We start from the raw sequence: 21,113 nt of genomic DNA, 5'->3' as shown, positions 1-21,113 counted from the left end.
GTTTACCTGTTTGTTAGACAAAAACAGCTTAGAAACAAATGAAAAAACTTTCCTCCAAACTGATTTTAAAACAGGAGATTTTTCTTTTTTATGGAATTTGTTTAAAAGGTATGTAGTATTTTTATGAGGAGGAAGAAACGTGAAACGAAAAATGATAGCGCTTACTTTTTCTGCTGCTCTTTGTTTTTCAGCTTCAGGATCTCTTGCTGAAGCTTCTAACAAAACAGATGTAATTCCAAATGCTGATCAGTCGGCAGAAACCTATTTCGACGGAGCGAACGGGAATTGGCTCACCACTAAAAACCCCACTCAATATCAGCAGGCTACGCTCTATGGCAATATTGGGCTTACTCCTTATAACTGGGGGAAACCTGAAGATGGATCGGGCTGGTATCGAATCAATCAGCCCGCTGAGGTCAAAGGAACGCAAGTAAATGGCATTTTTGAAGACGCTCAGTTCGTCATCCGTGTTCCTGATAACTGGAACGGAAAACTTGTGATAGCCGGCATTCCTGCCACGCGCAACGAAACGTCCACCGATTTATTATTCAGCGATTACGTTCTTAAAAAAGGCTATGCATTTGCAGCCACCGATAAAGGAACGCAAGGAGAAAGTGACCCTAACGATCCTTTTGCTAAAGTAAAAAATGCACTCGCTAACGATGACGACAGCGTAGCAGAATGGAATATGCGCTATCGTCAACTGACAAAAGCTGCCCAGCAATACTTGACTACTCATTATTCAGACAAGCTAATCAACCCGTCCAACCGAAAAAATCCTGCAAGCGATTTGATTCGAAACGATCATAAAGTACCAACGTATGCAATTGGCATTTCAAACGGTGGATACGTCGTCAGATACGCACTTGAGCACGATGATCCAAAGCAAACAAAAGAGCCTCGTTTATTTGATGGAGGCGTCGATTGGGAAGGCGTATTATGGAGTTCAAAAGCACCAAATTTAATTAGCTCACTAACACCTGTTGTCAACAACGCAGAAGAAGCGCTGTACGGAACGGGAAAAGAGCAGAAAAAAGCCATTAAACAAATGTATAAAGCAGGTCTTCCGAAAGGATCAGAAAAATTGTGGAATTACCATGATCAAGTGTACTGGTCGGTCACATTAAACATTTACCGTGATCACTTTGATCCAACTGCTCCCGGAAGAACAAACTGGCACAACTATTTAAACTTTACTTCAGCAGGTTTACGTGATCGCTCATGGGATTATATCTTTGAAAATTATCGCTATCAAACCCGTCCAAAAAGTGTAAAAGAAAATGTAGCAAAAGTAGAAAATACAGGCGATATCGATGTACCTCTTATCAGTATGGCGGGCTCTCTCGATTCACTTATCTTCCCGTCTATTCACGCGGAAGGCTATGAAAAACTCGTTAAAAAAGCTGGCAAGGCAAATCTTCATCGTCTTTATACCGTTAAAAACGGAAATCACGTTGACAGCTTAGTATGGAATAAACAAACGGATCCAAATCAAGAGCTTCAGCCCCTGCTTCCATATGCCCATCAATCTTTTGATTTGTTAGTAGACTGGGTGGAAAATAAAAAAGCTGCACCTGCAAGTAAAGATATTAAAGCACCTCAAAATAGCCTTAAAGTAATGGATATAAAATCCGGACAAGAAGTAGATCCACGCTGAGGTTGAAACATAACTAAATGAATCCAACCTAAAGACGAACAAATGAGCTACATGAGCTGGACTGCTTATTACACCGCAGTTGATTTCCGTGCAAAGCTTCGCTTTCCGCGGGCGGTCGCTGAGCCTCCTCGTTGCTTGCGCTCCTGGGGGGTCTCATCTGTTCCGCTTTTCCCGCAAGATTCTTCGCCTTGCCCTCCAATCAACTGCTAGAAGGAACGAAACAGATAAAACTATATTCGCAATCACAAAAAACGAACCACTAATCAGACATGTTGATTAATGGTTCGTTTTTCACTTGGGCTAAAATACTTTTCTCTCAGCCTCAGTCTTCATAATAATCAAGATACAAATGACCTGCTGAGTCTGCTTGACCTAAAAATACCTTATCGGCTGCAGCACCTTTCTTTTTGAGCTGTTCTTTAACCCACGCTACGCTATATCCCAGCTCATGAACCGCTTCTTTCATTATATTTCCATCCATGATAATCGTTTGAGGTAATCGTGTCGCCTCTCCTTTTATTAATAAATCTTCTCTCGTAACGTTTTGCTTTTCTTTCTTTAACAGCACGCTTAATTCGCCGTTGGTTTCGAGCATGGCAAAAGCTACGTCTTCCACATAAAAGATGTCTTTTTTTCGAAGCTGCTCCATGAGCTCATCTACTGTATATTTTTCTTTTTTTACATTTTCCTCAAGAATTTTTCCTTCTTTAATGAGGATCGTTGTTGTCCCTTCCACCGCTTTTCGAAAGCTTATACTTTTTAACGATACGTTTGATACAAAAATAAGAAACGATGCCCACACTAAAATTGCGACTACCCCGTGACTTGCCTGTAAATCTACATCCATTGAAATTGTTCCTGCAATATCTCCAATTGTAATGCCAACGATATATTCAAAAAAAGAAAGTTTGGATAACTGTTTTTTCCCCAACAGCTTTGTGATAAAAAACAAGCCAAGTAAAATCAGCACTGAACGAAGTACTACTTCCATCCAATGATTCAACGCATGCACCTTCTTTACTAAAATTGATGTATCCTTTATCTTGTACTTATTTTTATGTATGAACACGTTTTTTCATCTTCCATTATTTACATACCTTTCACGACAGGTTAGAGTAGAAAGAAGTAGGAAGCAAATGGGGGTTTTATGATGAACGATGAAGTGTTAACCGTATTTAACGACCAACAGCAGCGCATAGGAACAGCGTCTCGCAAAGAAGTTCATGAAAAAGGCTATTGGCACGAAGCGTTTCACTGCTGGTTTGTCAGCCGTGAAAATGATACAGACTATATTTATTTTCAAATTCGAAGCGAACAAAAACAAGATTATCCCGGTGCGCTTGATATCACAGCTGCCGGACATTTGCTTCATACAGAAACCGCTGTGGACGGAATAAGAGAAATTCACGAGGAACTTGGTGTAAACATTTCATTTGATGAACTGCTTCCTTTAGATGTCTTTAAATACGAAGTATCTCAGCCGCACTATGTTGATAAAGAATTTGCACACGTATTTTTATACCACAGCTCTCATCTGCTCACTGCTTTTACGTTGCAGCAAGAAGAAGTATCAGCACTTGTAAAAGCGCCTTTTTCTCACTTTTGCGAACTGTGGCTTGGAAATCAAACAGAACTGATCATTGAAGGGATAACAAATAAAAAAGAGCCAATTCACCGTACAGCACATAAAAGTGAATTTGCTCCTCATCCCAAAGCTTACTATGAAACGATTATTTCATTCATTAGGCAACAGCTGCATTCAGCAGAAAAAGCTTAGAACCCTAAGCTTTTTCTACTGAAAAAATCATATATGTTGCACTGCCAAGCGCAACAAGTTTACCGCTGCTGTCTTCAATTTTCACTTCTCCAACTGCAAGCGTTTTGCCGCGATGAGACAGTGTAGACTTTGCAACTAAATAATCACCTATACCCGGCCTTGTGTAATTTACTTTTAACTCAACTGTACTGGCGCTTTCCTCCTCAGAAAGAGAAGATCGCACAGCCGAACCAACCGCCGCGTCGATAAGCGTGGCAATAACGCCTCCATGAACCGTTCCTCTTCCTTGCAGAAGCTGCGGTTGAATCGTAATTTTCAACTCTGCATACCCTTTTTCAAACAGCGTTTCTTCAATGCCAATATAATCCCAAAACGGAATCATCCCTTTACTCGTTCGTTTCATCAATCTCATCCTTTACATAAATAAACTATGTAAGAAATTCTAGAAAAGCTGGAAAACTCCTGTTTTTATATACAAAAAGCGCTTGCTCTTTAGCAAACGCTTTTTATTCCTCTATTTTTCAAATAAAAACTGCACTTTGTTTTCTTTCCATTCTAACTTGGCATTAAAGGTTTTATCGCCTTTTTTAAAGCCTTCAATTAAATCTGTTTGTCCTTCGCTTAACAGCTTTTTTAAATTAGCCTGCGTAACTGTTTTACCTAAAATCTTTTTCGATACGGTAAACGTGCATTTTGTTTTTGCATAGTTTGAGCATCCGTAAAATGAGCCTTTATCAACTACTTTTCCGTCGCAAAGCTTACATGAACCAAACGATTTAGAAGAAAAACCTTTACCTTTTCCATTACCTTTTCGCTGAATGGATTCAGTATCGTATCCGCTGAAGTTCCACTTGCTTTCTGCTTCGACAGCGTCTTCGATAATTTTAGCTGACAGCTTCTTTGTTTGTTCCATAAAGGCAGCGGCCGATGCTGTTCCTTCTCCAATTTCAGCTAGACGCTGCTCCCATTTAGCCGTCATTTCTGGAGAAGCTAAAATTTTATCGCCAATCGCGTCAATCAATACCTTTCCTTTATCAGTCGCAAATACTTGGTTTTTTTTCACATCAATATATTTACGATCTTTAAGCATTGTAATGATTCCAGCGCGAGTTGCTTCCGTCCCTAAGCCTTCTGATTTTGCTAAAATTTTCTCCAGCTCGTCATTATCCAAATGCTTGCCTGCTGTCTTCATCAGTGTAATCAACTGACCTTCGGTGTAGCGTTTTGGAGGCTGTGTTTTACCTTCTTTTACGTCTACTTTAATAACTTTTCCTTCTTCGCCTTCTTGGACATTCGGAAGAATAACGTCGTCATCTTTCTCATTTTGAAAAATTACTTTGCGCCAGCCTTCTTGGATTTGCTGCTTTCCTTTTGAAATAAAAGCTGCTCGCTTTTCCACTAGTGTCGTAATCGTTGTATAGTCGAAAATCGCTTTTTCGTAGTGTGCCGCAATTAGACGTCTTACGACTAAGTCGTAAATTTTCTGTTCGTCTCCTGACAGTTTGCTGGGGTCCTTCACTTGTTCCGTTGGAATAATCGCATAGTGATCGCTCACTTTTTTTGCATTTACATAGCGTTTATTTCCTAGGATTGAAGCGTAAGGCAGCGGAAATAAATGTTCATATTCAGAAAAAGCACTCAGCTTTTCTAAAATCTCAGGAAACGTTTCCGCTTCTCCTTCTGTTACGTAGTTTGAGTCTGATCTTGGATAAGAAACAATTCCTTTCTGATACAGCCCTTGCAGCACATCAAGCGTCTTTTTAGGAGAAAACTTAAACGCTTTATTCGCCGTTGCTTGAAGTGATGATAGGTTAAATAATAACGGCGGCTGGAACTCTTTTCGCTCCGTTACGAGTTCATGAACTTCCGCGTCTTTTCCTTCGCAAAACTGAGCAATTTTATAGGCCATTTCTTTTTCTTTAAGACGCGATTCTCCGTCTTGATGCCATTTGCCTTCATACTTCTTTCCTTCAATATCAAACTTAGCAAGCACTTCCCAAAAAGGCTCTGATTTAAAGTTATCAATTTCTTTTTCACGCTTCACGATCAAAGCAAGCGTTGGCGTCTGCACTCTTCCTGCTGAAAAAACATCTGACATGCCATGCTTTTTTAACAAAATGCTATACACCCGTGAAGCATTCATCCCAACGACCCAATCTGCACATGCTCTTGTATATGCTTCATAATAAAGGTTACGCGTATCGCTTTCGTCTTTTAACTGTTGAAACCCATCATAAATGGCTTTTGGCGTTAAAGAAGAAATCCACAATCGCTTCATCGGCTTATGCACACCTGACAGCTGAATGATATTACGAACGATTAATTCCCCTTCACGCCCAGCATCTCCCGCATGTATAATTTCTGTGACCGTGGGCTTTTTAAGCAGCTTTTTTACCACTTGAAACTGCTTCGCTTTTGAGCGCGTCACTTCATATTGAAAACGGTCTGGAATCATCGGCAGCGTGTCAATTGACCACTTTTTCCACTCCGGCTTATAATCTTCCGGACTCACAAGCTGACATAAATGCCCCACTGCCCACGTTACATATGCTCCGTCTGTAAACACTTCATTCGGTGGAATCTCTAAATAGCCGTCGTGACGCTTCGGCTTAAACTGTGAAGCGAGCGTCGATCCTTGATCCGGCTTTTCTGCAATAATTAACTTCATGTATCTAATCACCTTACATTTCAAATTTCCATGTGAAACTTAGTCAGTTTTATTATTTTATCATAGAAAGAGCTGTTGGAGTATGAATGAGGAGAAAAGTAGCTTAGATGAGAAATACGTATCTCATTTTAAAAACGTGTCGCTGTCCGTTATACCTTTTCAAAAAAAAAGCTGTAGATCATTTTCTACAGCTTCGATACACATCTCAATTTTTCTGGCAACAGCCATTATCATATCGACTAAAACAAATCTCCTTTAGCACGCGTTATGAAATAATCACCAACCAAATATACAAACCAACAAGCGTAATAAACAAGGTCGGAATCGTTAAAATAATACCCGTTTTAAGATACGTTCCCCAGGAAATTTTCACGCCTTTTGTTGACAGAACATGAAGCCATAAAAGCGTCGCTAAAGAGCCTATTGGGGTAATCTTCGGGCCTAAATCTGATCCAATAACATTTGCATAAATGAGCGCTTCCTTGATCGTTCCGGCTGCGTGTGTTGCATCGATTGCCAGTGCATCAATCATAACGGTTGGCATATTGTTCATAATCGATGAAAGAATAGCCGCAGTGAATCCCATACCAATTGTTGCTGCACACAGTCCATGGCTGGCTGTTGCTTGGATCACGTCAGCCAGAATTTCTGTTAAACCAGCATTACGCAAGCCGTATACAACGACATACATGCCGATAGAGAAAAAGACAATCGCCCATGGAGCTCCCTTTAGCACTTTTTTTGTATGAACCGCTCGGCTTTTTTTTGCCATCATCAAAAATAGGATAGCGATAATACCTGCGATGATCGAAACAGGGACGCTAAAGAATTCTCCAATTAAATAGCCTAGTACTAACAAAACTAAGACAATTCCGGATAGCCGGAACATCTTTTCATCTTTGATGGCATCCACTGGCTTCTGCAAATCTGCTACATTGTATTTCTTAGGGATTCTTTTGCGGAAATACACATACAAGACCATAATACTCGCAAACAGAGAAACCAAATCTGGAACAATCATGCGGGATGCAAATTCAGAAAAGCTAATACCAAAGAAGTCGGCCGATACGATATTCACTAAGTTACTAACAACAAGCGGCAGCGACGTTGTATCTGCAATAAATCCACTTGCGATGATAAACGGAAAAACCATTTTATCGTCGAACTTTAATGCCCGAACCATGGCTAGTACAATGGGTGTTAAAATCAACGCTGCTCCGTCATTAGCAAATAGCGCTGCTACAACGGCTCCAAGAAGAGATACGTAGACAAACATACGCACGCCATTCCCTCCTGCAGCTCTAGCCATATGAAGCGCTGCCCATTCAAAGAAACCAATTTCATCTAAAATTAAAGAAATAATAATAATAGCAATAAACGTAAGAGTCGCATTCCACACAATGCTGGTTACCTCAAGAACGTCTTGAAAATCAACAACGCCTGCCAGTAAAGCAATCATAGCTCCCCCGCAAGCCGACCAGCCGATTGATAAATTTTTCGGCTGCCAAATGACAAAAATTAATGTTACTAAAAAAATCAATGATGCTAGTACAACTGATGCCACTTTTTAAACCTCCAATTATTCACAACAACTAATACGCAGTCCTTGTTTTTCCAGCTCTTTTAAACGTTCGTCCTGACTTGGTACAGATTCAAGTATGCCCAGAACAAACTCATAGTACTGGCTTTCTTTATTAAGAGAATAAAAAACCCATTGCCCTTTTCTTCTTTCCTTCACAAGCTCAGCATCTCTTAATTTTCGTAAATGTTGACTAATTGAAGGTTGGCTAGCTTGATAGATATCTACGAACTCACACACACAGCATTCATTGTTCTCTATTAATTTCACCATCGAAAGCCTTGTTTTATCTCCCAATAATTTTAAGATTTGGGCTGCCTTTTCAATACTATCTATAGATTTTGTGCTCATTAATGAATACCTCCTACTCCCTTTCAGTTGATAGATAATAATGTGCTTATGTATTAATGCTCATTACTATAATTGATTTATATATTATTTACAACTCTTCTAGCAAAATGCAATGGATGAACTATGAAGAATAATAACTAGGTCTGATTCTTAGGCTATTTTTTAATAGATGTAATTTATATAGTTGACAATTTTCATCATAAGATTCATCCTGTCAGCTGCCCCAACTGTCCTTTTTCCTGTCTTATCTTTTTGAAATTCATGAATTCTCGTTAAGCTGTCTTTTCATTTAAACTTTGTCACAAAAAGAGGCTGGGACAAAAGTATTTTAGCCCAAGTAAAAAACGAACCATTGATCAACATGTTCGATGAGTGGTTCGTTTTTTTGGTTATGGTGAATACTGCTTCATCTGTTTCGTTCCTTCTAGCAGTTGATTGAAGGGCAAGGCGAAGACTCCTGCGGGAAAAGCGGGACAGATGAGACCCCGTAGGAGCGCAAGCGACGAGTAGGCTCATCGCCCACCCGCGGAAAGCAAAGCCTTGCACGGAAATCAACTGCGGTGTCATAAGCGGTTCAGCTCATGTATCTCATTTGTTCATCTTTAGGTTGGATTCATTTAGTTATGTCCCGGCCTCTTTTTAATTAATCCGCTTATTTCAGAACTTACTTCGCTTTTTCTCTTTTTTGCAAAAAAATAGAGGCACTAATCCACGAAGTAATTGGAATAATAATGGCTACACCAATGCCTCCGCTTAAGATAGAAATGACTTCTGCACAAAAGGTTTTTGAATTGATAATATCTCCAAACGAATACGACAATCTCTTAAACCATATAATTAAAGTTAAATATCCTCCTACAAATGCAAAATACAGTGTATTGGTTGTGGTGCCTAAAATATCTCTTCCGATTTTCAATCCTGAATTGAAGAGATTTTTTTTAGTTACGGACGGATCATGAACAAATAATTCATTCATAGAAGATGAAATAGATAGCGAAATATCAATGATTGCTCCTATGGCTCCCATAATAATGGTACAAATGGCTATTTTAGCAAAGTCAATTCCAACGTAAAGTGAAAAAGCGTTAATTTCTTCTTCTTGTTCTTCTCCAAACCCTTGAATCATGGCATGATGTTCAATGATAAAAATAAAGAGTACTAAAACGGCTAAGGTAATAATCGTTGAAACAAACGCAGCAAGCGTTTTATGATTGAATTTATTAATATAAAATAAATTAATGCAGCTAATGATTGTACAAGCGATTAACGTAACAATAATCGTATTTTTTATAGACAGCATAAAGAGAATGGTTAGAAAAATAACGCCAAAATTCAAGAACAAAGCAAGGAACGATCTAACCCCTTTTTTTCCGCCCACAATACTCATCAAAATAAATAAAATAAGAGCAAGCAATAGTAAAACGTTCACTTTCTGTTCCCCTTCCTAAAAATAAAAAGAATCGAAAGATAGAGTGTAATTGGAATCGTTAGCACAATGCCAATACTGCCAGTAAGAGCACGGATTAACTCTAACGAAAAATTCATCGAAAACGTGTATCCTAAAGGAGAGCCGTTTTTTAAATAAAGAAGAACCATTGGAATTGTTCCACTTATATATGAAAAAAATAAAATATTCGTCATGGCTCCCATGATGTCTCCGCCAATTTCCTTGCCCGATTTTAGTAAGTCTTTGTGCGCTATCTCTTTATTCTTTTCATATAGTTCATAGACAGAAGAAGTAATCGTAATAGCTACATCCATGACAGCTCCTAAAGATCCAATTAGTACCTCACTCATAAATATTTTTTGAGGAGGAATCGTCACAAACTCCATTCCTTCATAATGAAGACCATTAGAATCTGTTAGCTGCATAACGATGTATGCAATTAACAGAGAAATAAACGTACCTATTAAAGTTGAAATAATTGCTACATGCGTTTTTTCTTGATTACCGCTTACTAATAATAAAGAAATAACCGTAAAAAGAACGACCGCAACAATACATACAGCTAGCAAGCTCACATTCCCTAGTGCTAGATATACATTTAAGGCTCCGATTAAAAGAACAATATTAATAAGTAAGCTGATAATTGAATAAAAACCTTGTTTTTTTCCAATCGCCAGCAAAATCAGTATAAATAAGCCTGCGACAGCGGTAACCTGCTTGTCCCGCTTCACTCCTTCAATCGTGCCGCTTAAAGCATGCTGTGAATTCTTTTCTAAGGAGACAAAAAGATCTGTTCCGACAGTGTACTTTTGATCATAAGCACCTGAGTATGAGTACGTATTCTCTAAATGGATAAGCCTTCCTTTATATTTTCCGTTCATGATTTTAGCAACAATTTCCTGAGAATACACGGTATCTTTATTATGATTTAAATCAGTAGATTTATGTTGTTCTACAACATTCGTCTTCACTACCTCCGCTATCGGTTTTTTATAAAGCGAATAATTGTGGTTTGTTACTATTAGCGCTATACACAAACAGCAAATTCCTAGTATATAGAGAAAGATTTGTTTACGCGATAATTTATTAAACTTTTGCTTCGAAAAAAGATTCCTTATATGCTGGAAATACAGAGGTGACATCACATAATTCCTTTCTGGTTATTATTTGAACGCAGAGCTCTTGAACATGAAGAGACTGCAAAGAGATCTAAGACCCTTTGCAGTCTTTTCATTCGTTTATTTATTATGGGCGCTATACAGCAAAACACACTATGATCATGCAAGACACTCCACATGCTATTTTTCATTCCGTACTGTATCAGAGAAAAGTGAAATTATAGTGAAAACATAGAACGATTTATCTACTTCACTAGTTTTTTATGACTATCTTATATAATCATAGGAATATAAAAACAAATAGAAAACTGTCTGCGCTATAATAAATTGACTTTATAGCTACTGATTAGTTATAAAACTCATGAAAAGCGACAAATAGTTGCTAAAAACAAGGAGGTTATTTCATGTTAACGAAAAAAACACTTGTCATGCTTTCTACTCTTACACTTGTAACAACATGCGTAGCATTCAGCACTCCAACTACTGAAGCAGCTGCTAAAGATGCCTACTCAAAAAAAATTGAGGCTAAAGCAGAAACGAGGCCTACGCTTCGTAAAGGTTCTCACTCTAGCTACGTAAGAGATTTACAGCAAAGCTTAAAGGATGTGAAGTATAACACATCAGTTGATGGAATTTTCGGTACGCAAACGCAAAATGTAGTAAAAGAATTTCAAACCGATCACCGCTTGTCTTCAGATGGTATTGTTGGCCCCTTAACATGGGCAGCTTTAGATGAGAACAAGGTAGAAAGAAAGCAATTTCCTGTCAGCACGGCTATTACATTCGGTAAAAAAGAACTCGGTGACAACATTGTTTTCAGTACAGACGACCGCTTACGGAAAGATAACAACGATAAAGCTTACTATAGATTCGTAGCAAAAAATAAAGACTGGATGGATCAAGGAGGATCAGGTACCATAGGGTGGTATCATATTTACAAAAATGGAGATGTGATTGAAGCATCCAATTAAATCTATTTACAAATAACGGTTCGCAAAAAAACCTTTATAATCACTCTTTTGAGTGATTTACTGCCCGCCTTACAGAATGCTAAAATTTAAAGGAATCATTCCGTAGGTATTTTACTTGAACAAGAACAGCTGTTACTCCCCGTCGCTGTTCTTGTTATTTTTTTAGGTAAAAATACAAAAAGCAGCATGTAAACATTCCACGCGCTGCTTTTTGCAATTACATGACTACTCTGCGGGTCGAGGTCCTGCTTCTCGTCCTGAGCTCTCTACCGTTAGTATTGGTCGAACGGTGATATCTTCATTTACACGAATTTGACATGATAAGCGCAAGTGATCTTCAATTGAACTTTCTGAGTATGCATTTTTCTCCGCGTGTGTTAAATCACAATATTCACCTTCGAGCACTTCTACCCTGCAAGTTGTGCATTTGGCTTTCCCGCCGCACCGATGAAGAATATTTATACCATTGTCTTCAAGTGCCAAGACAAGCTTTTTTCCTTTTTCCACTTCAAAACTTCCGTGTCCTAAAACGGTTACTCTTGGCATGTATCTCCCTCTTTCCCTCTACTGTGTACAAGCGATTTAAATTACACTATATGCAGTTTCTTTTTATTGCATGCCTAAATAAGTTACAATCCATTATTTCTACTGATTGCGACGCTTGTTTGTACGTTACAGGCCCCTTTTGCATGCCTAGATCCAATTAAGAAGACCATCATTTTGTAATACGGCAACTAAAACGACAATCCCAAGTATAATAACAGGTATCAGTGCTTTTAAAATTTGATACTTAGATAATTCTACGCGTTGAGGCTCCTTTAATGAGTGGCTTTGTTTTAACTCAGTGTTGTTTTCACTTTCTTTGTGATCCATGTTCCTCTGCCTTTCTATTTTTTATAGTGCGGTTCATATCTACTTCTGCTGAAATCACAAAAATAGACACAGAATTTCTTCATAAAAACCAGCTTAACCTTTTTAAGAACATGCTATACTAACAATTCTATTTTAAAATACGCACCTATCTTAAATTTCAGACAAACAAATTCACCATGATCATAAAAAACACGAACTATTCATCCATTCATGATAAATAGTTCGTGTCTGACTTTACCTGCACTACTTTTGTCTCGAGCTTTTTACTTTATATGTTGTTTTTTTGGAATTTTAATTTGTTTAATATCTCCAAGCACATAAATATAAAAAATTAAGCCTAGCAACAATACAGTTCCCGCTACAATAAAGCTTAGATTAAAAGAACCAGTTTTATCTAAAAGATATCCCGTTAAAGCTGTAGCTATAATTCCACCAAATAAATTATTAGCTAAATTAACAATAGAACTGAGAAGAGAAATAGAGCCTGCAGGCGCAATTTCAGCAGAAATAGACCAGCCGATTGGTGCCGTTGCAGATATACCTGCCAGTCCAATCGAAATACAAATCATCGCTACGACGACATTATCGGTGAAAATAGAGCCTAAAAACACAAACCCTAAGCATAACCCTACTACAATGATCGTACGATATACATTTTGACTGTTATACCCTTTTTTTATAAGGTAATCAACAAGCCAGCCGCCAACTAAAATGCCAGCAAATGTAGCAATTAGCCAAGGTACTGCCGTAAGCAGACCCGATGACATGATATCCATACCGTATTTTTCTTTTAAAAAAGTTGGCAGCCACGTTAACAGTAAATTAAACGTATATCCATAGCCTGTAAACCCAATCATGAGCCCCCAAACTTTTCGATTCGTAAATAATACTTTTAAGGTATGTAAAAATTTTGATGTTTGCTCATCGTTTGCATTTAGATTATTTTCTTGAATATACTTCAACTCATCATCTGATATACGTCTATGCTTTTCTGGCTTTTCGTAATAAAACCAAAACAGCAGCGTAAACAGCACGTTTATAATTCCAATGGATAAAAATGCTGTGCGCCAATCAAATTTGGTGATGAGAAACGCTACAAGAGGCGCGCCAAGTACATTTGAAAATTTGGCCGCTGAATCAAACAAAGAATTTGGTAAGCTTCTTTCGTTTGGAGGAAACCATAGCGACGTAGCTTTTGATGCTGCCGGAAATGCGGAAGCACTCATTATTCCTATTAAAAACCGGACAATATAGAGAAGAAGTTTTCCTTGCAAAAAAGCCATCGACATCGTTAATAAACTCCAAATCACCATACCGACTCTTGTCACCCAAGCTACTCCGAACCGATCAAGCAAGCTTCCGGCAGGTATTTGCATGATCGTATAAGAATACGTATAAATAGAAAAGACAATTCCGAGCTCTGTTCCTGTTAAGTGAAATGCATCTTGTATTGCAGGAGCGGCTACTGACACCGCTACACGATCAAAATAGTTTAAAATAATCATACTGCTTAACAAAGATGAAATGAACCATCGTGTGCGTCCTGTTCGCTTTACTGTATGTTCACTCATAGCTAGCTCCTTTCATCAGTAGTTTGTTCGTTTTATTACCGTAGCATTCTACTTAATACCGCAACTTCTTTTGAAAGAAACATGCGTTTTCTTCATACATCATGTCAGAAATTCATCATTATAAAACATAAAACAAGAAGCAAACAAAAAGAGATTGAGTCATAACTAAATCAATCCAAACTACAGCTAGAAGCCACTACCTACATGAAACCTGCGTTCACCATAACAATGAAAAAATCCGAACGAGTTGGATTCTCAATCAAGAATCTCGATTCATCGTTCGGACCTTCCTTCACCTAAAATACTTTTGTACCAGCCTCTTTTTTCGCTAACAGTCTATTTGGTTGAAAGTTCACTTTCGGTTACCCATTTGTGATTTTTTACTTTCTCTCCGCCTGTAGTCGGTTTGTAGTCTACCATATACACCGTTGTTTTTTCGGCTGAATCAATCGTTGCTTTTGCCCCTTTCATACCTTTCATATGATCTGCTTCAATCGTCACTTCGCTACCTGGCTTTAACTGTTCGTTACCCGCATCTTTTATTTCTTCTTGAATAACCCACTTATGATTTTTTACTTTTTTGCCGCCAGTCTTTGGCGTATACGAAACAGTATAGGCCGTAGTGTCGTAAGCACCAACAATCGTTGCTTCAGCCCCGTTCATGCCTTTCATATGATCTGCTTTTATAACGGCTTTATCTCCAACTTTATATGTTGGATTCTCAGCTTGCTTTAATCCTTTTGGAACCTCTCCTGAACTAGAGTGATTCATCTCTGAGTGATCGTGCATGGATTCGTTTTTGTCAGTTGAAGGCTTTTCATGACTAGAATCGTTTCCGCATCCGCTTAGTCCAATAATGACAGATGCACCAAGAATAAATAGCTGTTTTTTCATAACAGTCCCTCTTTTCTACATTATAAATTTTTGTTAAAGAACTCTCTAATCTATGGAAATGATCGATATCCTTTTCTTTATTGTAGCCAGACTTTGTGCAGATTTTGTGAAGATGAAGGTAATTGGGTACGAAAAATTCCTGTGCCTAAAAAAGGCCTTCGTATGAAACACTTACCACAAGGAAAAAGTATAAAAATAAAAGGAGGAAAGAAACATGCTAAAAATACGCTTTGCTCTATCCTCACTCTTACTTGCAGTTAGCTTGGTGATGGGAGCCCCCTTTGCTTTCGCACACTCCGCGCTCTCATCTAGCGTACAAAAGATAGAAGTAACGTCCATTAAAATGAAAACGCTCAAAACATTTATCGATGAACAAGATATGAATGCATTCACCAATAGTATAAAAAAGGCACAGCATATGAAAATTCTCTTAGATGAAGAATCTGCTGGGAGCATCGATTGCAAAATGACCATTACCTATGGAGATGGTTCTAGCCGTCATTATTTCATTTGGATTATGGATGATGGACGTGATGTATTAATTGCTCAGCAAAAGCATCTAGAAGACCTTCATCTTAAAGGGTATGAATTGAATCAAAAAAATTCCTTGCACCTAACAAAGCTGCTAAAGAATATTCTTTAGCAGCTTTGCTTTTAGATCACTTTCACCGAGAATGGCTCGATGACTCCAATATTTTTTAGTTTATATTGCCCACACAGCATATACTGCTATGACTGCGAGCACGTACAAAATAGCTGAGACGATCCACTTTTTCATATCTTATGGCCTCACTCTCTGCAATCGCAGTGCATTTAATACAACCGATACAGAACTAAAGGCCATCGCGGCTCCAGCGACCCAAGGGGCTAACAGCCCAACTGCTGCAATTGGAATACCAAGCGTGTTGTAGCCCATTGCCCAGAATAAGTTTTGCTTAATATTAGAAATCGTTTTTCTACTCATTTCAATCGCATCTGCAATGCTCATCAAGTCTCCTCGCATCAGCGTAATATCAGCGGCTTCCATCGCTACATCCGTTCCTGTTCCGATGGCCATTCCAATATCAGCTAACGCAAGTGCAGGAGCATCGTTAATACCGTCTCCTACCATTGCGACTTTTTTACCTTGCTGCTGAAGCTTTTTCACTTCTTCTGCTTTTCCTTCTGGCAACACTTCTGCTATAACATGCTCAATACCCGCTTGCATCGCAATAGCCTGAGCTGTTTGACGATTATCCCCCGTAATCATCATCACTTCTAAGCCCATTTCTTTTAACCTGGAAACTGCTTCTTTAGAAGTTGCTTTAATGGTATCTGCAACAGCAAGCATGCCGGCATATTTTCCGTCAAGAGCAACGAGCATGGCTGTTTTTCCTTCTTGTTCTAAATTTGTCATTTCTTCTAAGGCTGTATCAATATTCACTTTATACTGGTTCATAAGCTTTCTTGTTCCCACTAACAGCTCTCGCTCTTGTACAGTTGCTTTTACTCCATACCCTGGAATAGCTTCAAAAGATAACGGGTCTTGAATCTCTATACCTTTATTTTTTATACCTGCTACGAGTGCTTGAGCTAGAGGGTGCTCTGATAAACGCTCAGCCGATGCAACTAACTGTAATAGCTCATTTCCTTTGTATCCTTGTGCAATACGCACATCGGTTAACTCGGGGGTTCCATTTGTCACAGTTCCCGTTTTATCTAAAAGAATCGTATCGATTTTATGCGTTGCTTCTAAATGCTCGCCGCCTTTGAATAAAATACCAAATTCTGCTGCGCGGCCCGACCCCGCCATAATGGAAGTTGGAGTAGCTAAGCCTAACGCGCATGGACATGCAATCACTAGTACAGCAATAAGCTTCTCTAAAGCCTGCGCAAATTCGCCAGGCGCAATCCAAATATACCAAACAAAGAAAGTAAGAAGTGCAATTCCAACTACAATTGGCACGAATATACCCGAAATATAGTCAGCTAATCGCTGAATAGGCGCTTTAGACCCTTGCGCTTCTTCTACTACTTTAATAATTTGCGCAAGCGCCGTCTCTTTTCCAATGTTCGTAGCTTTTATTTTTAGAAAACCATTTTTATTGAGTGTAGCTCCGATTACTTTATCTCCAACGTTTTTATCTACCGGTACGCTTTCACCTGTCAGCATGGACTCATCTAAGGCCGATTGCCCTTCAATAATCTCTCCGTCTACTGGTACTTTTTCACCAGGTTTAATAAAAATAACTTCACCTTTTTGCACTTCTTCCACTGGTATTTCAACTTCCGCTCCGTCTCTTACTACAACGGCCGTTTTAGCTTGTAAGCCCATCATTTTTTTTATCGCTTCTGAAGAACGGCCTTTGGCGTTTGCTTCAAATAACTTTCCTAAAAGAATCAGCGTAATTAATATAGCGCTCGTTTCATAGTAAAGCTGATCCGTATGAGCAGATGACCCAAGCGATTTAAGAGAAGAGTATAAACTGTAGAAATAAGCTGCGCTTGTGCCTAATGCTACTAAAACATCCATGTTGGCGCTTTTGTTACGAAGAGCTTTAAATGCGCCTACATAAAATTGCTTCCCTACCACGAATTGAACAGGCGTAGCTAAAGCAAGCTGAACCCATGGATTCATCAGCATATGAGGCAAAGGAATAAACGACGTAAACGTAAAATGGCTAACCATTGCCCATAATAACGGTACGCTTAAAATAAATGAAAACCAAAACTTTCCTTTTTGTTTACTCAGTTCTTTTTCTCTATAGCTTTGCTCTTCTTCTTTTTCTTCCGACTTTAACTTTGCTCCGTATCCAAGCTTTTCAACTCGCTGTGCTATATCTTGCGGAGCTATTTGAGAAGGGCTATATTCAACAGAAGCCGTTTCTAAAGCAAGGTTAACACTTGCCTTTGTCACGCCTTCTAATTTGTTTAACCCTTTTTCAATACGAGTCGAACAAGCGGCGCACGTCATGCCCGTAATAGCAAATTCGGCTTTTTCACTTACAACTCCGTACCCAAGCTTTTCGATTTTTTCTTCAAAGGCCTGTGGACTTGTTTTAGACGGATCAAATACGATAGTAGATCTTTCCAAAGCCAAATTCACGTTTGCTTCTTTTACACCTTCTATTTTTTTTAATCCTTTTTCAATTCGGTTAGAACACGCTGCACATGTCATACCTGTAATTTGCAAGGTGGCTTCTTTTTGTTTATCACCCATCACGTTTCGCCTCCCGTTATATACCTATAAGGGGTATATATTTTTCCTAAATCAAGCGTGCGAAGGTATTCGCACGCGATGCTGTTTATGCTACGTCATAACCTTGGTCATCAATAGCCTCTTTAATATCTTCGACCGTTACTTGACTTGGATCAAATGCAACCGTTACTTTTGCATCTTCTAAGCTTACTTCTACGCTTTTAACGCCATTAAGTTCGCCTACGCCGCCTTCAACAGCTTTGACACAATGACCGCAAGACATTCCTTTTACTGATAATGTTACGTTTTCCATTTCTAGCATCTCCTTTATTTCATTAATCGTTTAATGGTTGTTAATAATTCATCCACTACTTCTTCATCACCATCTTGCACACGTTCTACAATGCAATGCTTCAAGTGGCCTTCAAGCAAAATTTTACTTACACTATTTAAAGCAGACTGCGCAGCTGCGATTTGAGTAATCACGTCGTCACAATACGTATCTTTTTCAATTAATCCTTTAATTCCTCGAATTTGTCCTTCAATTCGATTTAATCGGCTTGTTAGATTTTTTTTCACTTCTGGAGAATGGTGACTTTTTCTTTCACTATTTATCGTACAACATTTTTCTTCACTATTCATGTGATTCGCTTCGACCATCTAACATCCTCCCTTCATAACTTCATGATACTATACCCCCCTACCCTATGTAAAGAAAAAAGCTCGCTTCTGCTTACTTTATCTTTTCACCAATTTCACCAGCTATGCTTATATCATTTTCAACTAACGTCAACCCACTTATAGCCTATTCCCCATACGGTTTGCAGGTATTCGTCTACAGGAAAGCCCGCTTTTCTTAGCTTATCCCGAACATTTCGCACATGAGAGTCAATAGTACGGTCTCCAATCTCCGCCTCATATCCCCACACTAACACAAGCAAGTCGTCCCGGCTGAACACACGATTTAAATGCTGAAGAAGTAACCCCACTAATTCAAACTCTTTAGGCGTCACTTGAATGTGCTGATTTTTATATTGTAATACGTGGTCTTCCTTGCTCCATACTAACCCTTTGTGGGTGATTTCATGTTTTTCTTTTAACGAACGTCTAAGAACCGCGCTGATGCGTGCAACCAATTCTTCTTCGCTAAACGGTTTGGTAATATAGTCGTCTGCCCCTATATTTAATCCTTTTACTACATCTAACGTTTGGCTGCGGGCTGTGAGCATAATGACCGGTAGATCAGACATTTTCCTTACTTTTTGACAAATCTCCCACCCATCTTCGCTTGGCATCATAATATCTAATAACATCAAATCTGCTTTGTTACCTTCATAAAGATAGCGCAGCGCTTCTGTGCCTTTTTCAAATTTTATACATGTAAATCCGTTTGGCAGCAGATAAAGTTCTAGTAAATCCAGCATCCTTGCTTCATCATCGACTAATAAAATCGTTGTCATCCTATCCATCCTCTCTTAATGCAATTTCTACAGTCGTTCCTTTTCCCGTCTCGCTTGTGATGGTTATTTCTCCTCCATGAGCTTCTACAATCTCCTTTACAATTGATAAGCCTAATCCGTAACCTCCGCTTTTTCTCGAGCGGGATTTTTCCACTCGATACAGCTTGTCAAATACGTAAGGTAGATCTTTTTCTGGAATGCCTATTCCTTGATCTTTAAGAGTTATTGTCAATGATTCAGCTGATTTTTTTACCATTAAATCGATTTTAGTCCCTTCTTTTGAATATTTCATTGCGTTATCAAGTAAATTGATAATCACTTGCTGAAATCTTTCAGGATCTAGTGAAATATAAAGACCTTGAGAGCAGCTTATGTCCAGCTCCATCTCTTTTTCTTTTAAAGCTAAATGAAAATGCGCGCATATGGTGTGCAAATACGTAGCCAGTTCTACTTTTTGTTTTTGAATAAAAAATGTATGCTGATCCAGCTGCGCCAGCTGAAACAAATCTTTGACTAACTGTGAAATTCTTCCCGCTTCTTCTTCCACAATAGCAAGATATTTATCACGTTCTTGCGGTGTATTAGAAGGCCTTCTTGCTACGTCTGCATAGCCCTTTAAATACATCAAAGGAGTTTGAAGTTCATGTGAAATGCTGCTTAAAAATTCATTTCTCTCTTTTCGTAACCGCTGCAGCTCATTCGCTAGCGACTGAATGGACATTCCTAATTGTCCAAGTTCATCTCTTGAATGAGCACCCAGCTTTACAGACAAGTCTCCTTGACTCAGCTTCTCTGTTGCTTTTTTCATCTTGATTAAAGGAGCGGTTATAAATTTAGACAGAGCAAAAATAGTCACAATCGAAAATAAAATGGAAACAGCTCCTGCTACGTAAAAATGATGCTGTAGTCTCGCAATCATTTCGTGAATATCATTTGTGTTTTTGAACATATAAACCGTTCCAAACTGCTGACGGCCTTTTTCAATAGGTGATGCTGTGGCGATATAAGGTTTGCTTTTCCAGTCGCCTTGCATAATTTCACCTTTGTATGTAAGAGACTTTCCTTTCCATTTCTCTACTGCTTTTCTTGCACCTTGAATTAAAGGCCTAGACGAACTGATAATCTTTCCTGTTTTATCCGTTATGACAACATCAGTTTCTGCTTCAGATTCCATCAGTGCAACATGGTTAAGCGTAGCCGAATCATGATGCTTCTCTAGTACTTCCCGGTGACTGTTTCCTCTTAAACGCAAACTTTCTAATTCCTCTGAAATTCGTGTGTTGGCAAGACCGCTATATAAGTAAAAAAAGAGCGCAGCTTCAATTAGTAAAATGAACATTAAAAATAAGAGTCCAAGCTTAATAGAAATTCTATTCATTTATTCACATCCTTTGCTTTCATTATAAAAGTAATAATTGAAGAAACTGTGCAGGATAAAGCATACCTGATTAAATAACCATTATTCTCTGACAGTTTACCACAGGTATCTGACAGCTTAGCGTATAAAGTACGTTTATCATACAGTAAATTTCGAACTCACTAAGCACGCAGCACTACATAACCCAAACG

General features: G+C 38.6%; 21 protein-coding genes. 4 read left to right on the top strand and 17 right to left on the bottom strand.

What is annotated here, in order from left to right; genetic code table 11:
• The first annotated feature begins 139 nt into the window (after positions 1 to 139).
• Positions 140 to 1,657 carry a tannase/feruloyl esterase family alpha/beta hydrolase gene (locus tag MKY06_RS10025; protein ID WP_098278122.1) on the top strand — a complete coding sequence of 506 codons (1,518 nt, stop codon included), beginning with the start codon at positions 140 to 142 and terminating at the stop codon, positions 1,655 to 1,657.
• A 68-nt stretch (positions 1,658 to 1,725) separates the two neighbouring features.
• Here the strand turns inward: MKY06_RS10025 and MKY06_RS10020 are convergent, their stop codons facing one another.
• Positions 1,726 to 1,860, bottom strand: a complete 135-nt coding sequence (locus MKY06_RS10020) for a hypothetical protein (protein ID WP_255260863.1) — start codon at positions 1,858 to 1,860, stop codon at positions 1,726 to 1,728.
• A gap of 119 nt (positions 1,861 to 1,979) precedes the next feature.
• Entirely contained in the window at positions 1,980 to 2,669 is a 690-nt protein-coding gene (locus MKY06_RS10015) for a DUF421 domain-containing protein (RefSeq protein ID WP_223268947.1), read from the bottom strand.
• Positions 2,670 to 2,804: 135 nt separating this feature from the next.
• Between MKY06_RS10015 and MKY06_RS10010 the strand changes: the two genes are divergently transcribed.
• Positions 2,805 to 3,434: an NUDIX hydrolase gene (locus MKY06_RS10010; protein ID WP_053487202.1), complete on the top strand. Its 630-nt coding sequence runs from the start codon at positions 2,805 to 2,807 to the stop codon at positions 3,432 to 3,434.
• Positions 3,435 to 3,438: 4 nt separating this feature from the next.
• Here the strand turns inward: MKY06_RS10010 and MKY06_RS10005 are convergent, their stop codons facing one another.
• The 6 genes from MKY06_RS10005 to MKY06_RS09980 form a co-directional block, all read right to left on the bottom strand.
• Complete coding sequence (locus tag MKY06_RS10005; protein ID WP_098278123.1) at positions 3,439 to 3,837, bottom strand: PaaI family thioesterase; 399 nt, start codon at positions 3,835 to 3,837, stop codon at positions 3,439 to 3,441.
• A gap of 111 nt (positions 3,838 to 3,948) precedes the next feature.
• The gene (locus MKY06_RS10000) at positions 3,949 to 6,102 is read right to left on the bottom strand and encodes a DNA topoisomerase III (RefSeq protein ID WP_098196404.1); all 2,154 of its coding nucleotides are present in this window, start codon (positions 6,100 to 6,102) and stop codon (positions 3,949 to 3,951) included.
• A gap of 265 nt (positions 6,103 to 6,367) precedes the next feature.
• Positions 6,368 to 7,666: an arsenic transporter gene (locus tag MKY06_RS09995; RefSeq protein ID WP_098278124.1), complete on the bottom strand. Its 1,299-nt coding sequence runs from the start codon at positions 7,664 to 7,666 to the stop codon at positions 6,368 to 6,370.
• A 15-nt stretch (positions 7,667 to 7,681) separates the two neighbouring features.
• The gene (locus MKY06_RS09990; RefSeq protein ID WP_013056623.1) at positions 7,682 to 8,032 is read right to left on the bottom strand and encodes an ArsR/SmtB family transcription factor; all 351 of its coding nucleotides are present in this window, start codon (positions 8,030 to 8,032) and stop codon (positions 7,682 to 7,684) included.
• Positions 8,033 to 8,696: 664 nt separating this feature from the next.
• A complete protein-coding gene (locus MKY06_RS09985) occupies positions 8,697 to 9,461 on the bottom strand; it encodes a YibE/F family protein (protein ID WP_098278125.1) in 765 nt (254 codons plus the stop codon).
• Positions 9,458 to 10,450 (bottom strand): YibE/F family protein, encoded by a 993-nt coding sequence (locus MKY06_RS09980; protein ID WP_013056621.1) that lies wholly within the window; start codon positions 10,448 to 10,450, stop codon positions 9,458 to 9,460. Before MKY06_RS09980 ends, MKY06_RS09985 begins: the two co-directional genes overlap by 4 nt.
• A gap of 551 nt (positions 10,451 to 11,001) precedes the next feature.
• On the opposite strand from MKY06_RS09980, the gene MKY06_RS09975 reads away from it, so the two are divergent.
• Entirely contained in the window at positions 11,002 to 11,568 is a 567-nt protein-coding gene (locus tag MKY06_RS09975; RefSeq protein WP_029321277.1) for a peptidoglycan-binding domain-containing protein, read from the top strand.
• Between the two features lie 225 nt (positions 11,569 to 11,793).
• On the opposite strand, the gene MKY06_RS09970 is transcribed toward MKY06_RS09975, so the two are convergent.
• The 4 genes from MKY06_RS09970 to MKY06_RS09955 form a co-directional block, all read right to left on the bottom strand.
• On the bottom strand, positions 11,794 to 12,114 hold the full coding sequence (locus MKY06_RS09970) for a 2Fe-2S iron-sulfur cluster-binding protein (RefSeq protein ID WP_013056619.1): 321 nt from the start codon (positions 12,112 to 12,114) through the stop codon (positions 11,794 to 11,796).
• 147 nt (positions 12,115 to 12,261) lie between these two features.
• A complete protein-coding gene (locus MKY06_RS09965) occupies positions 12,262 to 12,441 on the bottom strand; it encodes a hypothetical protein (RefSeq protein ID WP_013056618.1) in 180 nt (59 codons plus the stop codon).
• A gap of 263 nt (positions 12,442 to 12,704) precedes the next feature.
• Positions 12,705 to 14,012: an MFS transporter gene (locus tag MKY06_RS09960; RefSeq protein WP_029321275.1), complete on the bottom strand. Its 1,308-nt coding sequence runs from the start codon at positions 14,010 to 14,012 to the stop codon at positions 12,705 to 12,707.
• A gap of 336 nt (positions 14,013 to 14,348) precedes the next feature.
• Positions 14,349 to 14,906 (bottom strand): YdhK family protein, encoded by a 558-nt coding sequence (locus MKY06_RS09955; RefSeq protein ID WP_057237198.1) that lies wholly within the window; start codon positions 14,904 to 14,906, stop codon positions 14,349 to 14,351.
• Positions 14,907 to 15,120: 214 nt separating this feature from the next.
• Between MKY06_RS09955 and MKY06_RS09950 the strand changes: the two genes are divergently transcribed.
• Positions 15,121 to 15,549, top strand: a complete 429-nt coding sequence (locus MKY06_RS09950; RefSeq protein ID WP_098278126.1) for a hypothetical protein — start codon at positions 15,121 to 15,123, stop codon at positions 15,547 to 15,549.
• A 138-nt stretch (positions 15,550 to 15,687) separates the two neighbouring features.
• On the opposite strand, the gene MKY06_RS09945 is transcribed toward MKY06_RS09950, so the two are convergent.
• From MKY06_RS09945 to MKY06_RS09925, 5 genes are all read right to left on the bottom strand, one after another.
• Positions 15,688 to 18,105, bottom strand: a complete 2,418-nt coding sequence (locus MKY06_RS09945; RefSeq protein WP_289913770.1) for a heavy metal translocating P-type ATPase — start codon at positions 18,103 to 18,105, stop codon at positions 15,688 to 15,690.
• Between the two features lie 85 nt (positions 18,106 to 18,190).
• On the bottom strand, positions 18,191 to 18,397 hold the full coding sequence (gene copZ / locus MKY06_RS09940; protein ID WP_013056613.1) for a copper chaperone CopZ: 207 nt from the start codon (positions 18,395 to 18,397) through the stop codon (positions 18,191 to 18,193).
• A gap of 14 nt (positions 18,398 to 18,411) precedes the next feature.
• Positions 18,412 to 18,744, bottom strand: a complete 333-nt coding sequence (locus tag MKY06_RS09935) for a metal-sensitive transcriptional regulator (RefSeq protein WP_013056612.1) — start codon at positions 18,742 to 18,744, stop codon at positions 18,412 to 18,414.
• A 119-nt stretch (positions 18,745 to 18,863) separates the two neighbouring features.
• Positions 18,864 to 19,544: a response regulator transcription factor gene (locus MKY06_RS09930; protein ID WP_013056611.1), complete on the bottom strand. Its 681-nt coding sequence runs from the start codon at positions 19,542 to 19,544 to the stop codon at positions 18,864 to 18,866.
• A 1-nt stretch (position 19,545) separates the two neighbouring features.
• Positions 19,546 to 20,922: a sensor histidine kinase gene (locus MKY06_RS09925; protein WP_098278128.1), complete on the bottom strand. Its 1,377-nt coding sequence runs from the start codon at positions 20,920 to 20,922 to the stop codon at positions 19,546 to 19,548.
• Between the last annotated feature and the right edge of the window lie 191 nt (positions 20,923 to 21,113).

Source organism: Priestia sp. FSL P4-0332, assembly GCF_038005845.1.
Lineage (GTDB): Bacteria > Bacillota > Bacilli > Bacillales > Bacillaceae_H > Priestia.
This window is presented reverse-complemented; position numbering and strand designations above follow the sequence as displayed.

Bases quoted from the DNA above. Each gene is read 5' to 3' on its own strand.
- MKY06_RS10010 (WP_053487202.1), top strand. From the start codon at position 2,805: ATGATGAACGATGAAGTGTTAACCGTATTTAACGACCAACAGCAGCGC.
- MKY06_RS10005 (WP_098278123.1), bottom strand. From the start codon at position 3,837: ATGAAACGAACGAGTAAAGGGATGATTCCGTTTTGGGATTATATTGGC.
- MKY06_RS10000 (WP_098196404.1), bottom strand. From the start codon at position 6,102: ATGAAGTTAATTATTGCAGAAAAGCCGGATCAAGGATCGACGCTCGCT.
- MKY06_RS09990 (WP_013056623.1), bottom strand. From the start codon at position 8,032: ATGAGCACAAAATCTATAGATAGTATTGAAAAGGCAGCCCAAATCTTA.
- MKY06_RS09975 (WP_029321277.1), top strand. From the start codon at position 11,002: ATGTTAACGAAAAAAACACTTGTCATGCTTTCTACTCTTACACTTGTA.
- MKY06_RS09970 (WP_013056619.1), bottom strand. From the start codon at position 12,114: ATGCCAAGAGTAACCGTTTTAGGACACGGAAGTTTTGAAGTGGAAAAA.
- MKY06_RS09965 (WP_013056618.1), bottom strand. From the start codon at position 12,441: ATGGATCACAAAGAAAGTGAAAACAACACTGAGTTAAAACAAAGCCAC.
- MKY06_RS09960 (WP_029321275.1), bottom strand. From the start codon at position 14,012: ATGAGTGAACATACAGTAAAGCGAACAGGACGCACACGATGGTTCATT.
- MKY06_RS09955 (WP_057237198.1), bottom strand. From the start codon at position 14,906: ATGAAAAAACAGCTATTTATTCTTGGTGCATCTGTCATTATTGGACTA.
- MKY06_RS09950 (WP_098278126.1), top strand. From the start codon at position 15,121: ATGCTAAAAATACGCTTTGCTCTATCCTCACTCTTACTTGCAGTTAGC.
- MKY06_RS09945 (WP_289913770.1), bottom strand. From the start codon at position 18,105: ATGGGTGATAAACAAAAAGAAGCCACCTTGCAAATTACAGGTATGACA.
- copZ (WP_013056613.1), bottom strand. From the start codon at position 18,397: ATGGAAAACGTAACATTATCAGTAAAAGGAATGTCTTGCGGTCATTGT.
- MKY06_RS09935 (WP_013056612.1), bottom strand. From the start codon at position 18,744: ATGGTCGAAGCGAATCACATGAATAGTGAAGAAAAATGTTGTACGATA.
- MKY06_RS09930 (WP_013056611.1), bottom strand. From the start codon at position 19,544: ATGACAACGATTTTATTAGTCGATGATGAAGCAAGGATGCTGGATTTA.
- MKY06_RS09925 (WP_098278128.1), bottom strand. From the start codon at position 20,922: ATGAATAGAATTTCTATTAAGCTTGGACTCTTATTTTTAATGTTCATT.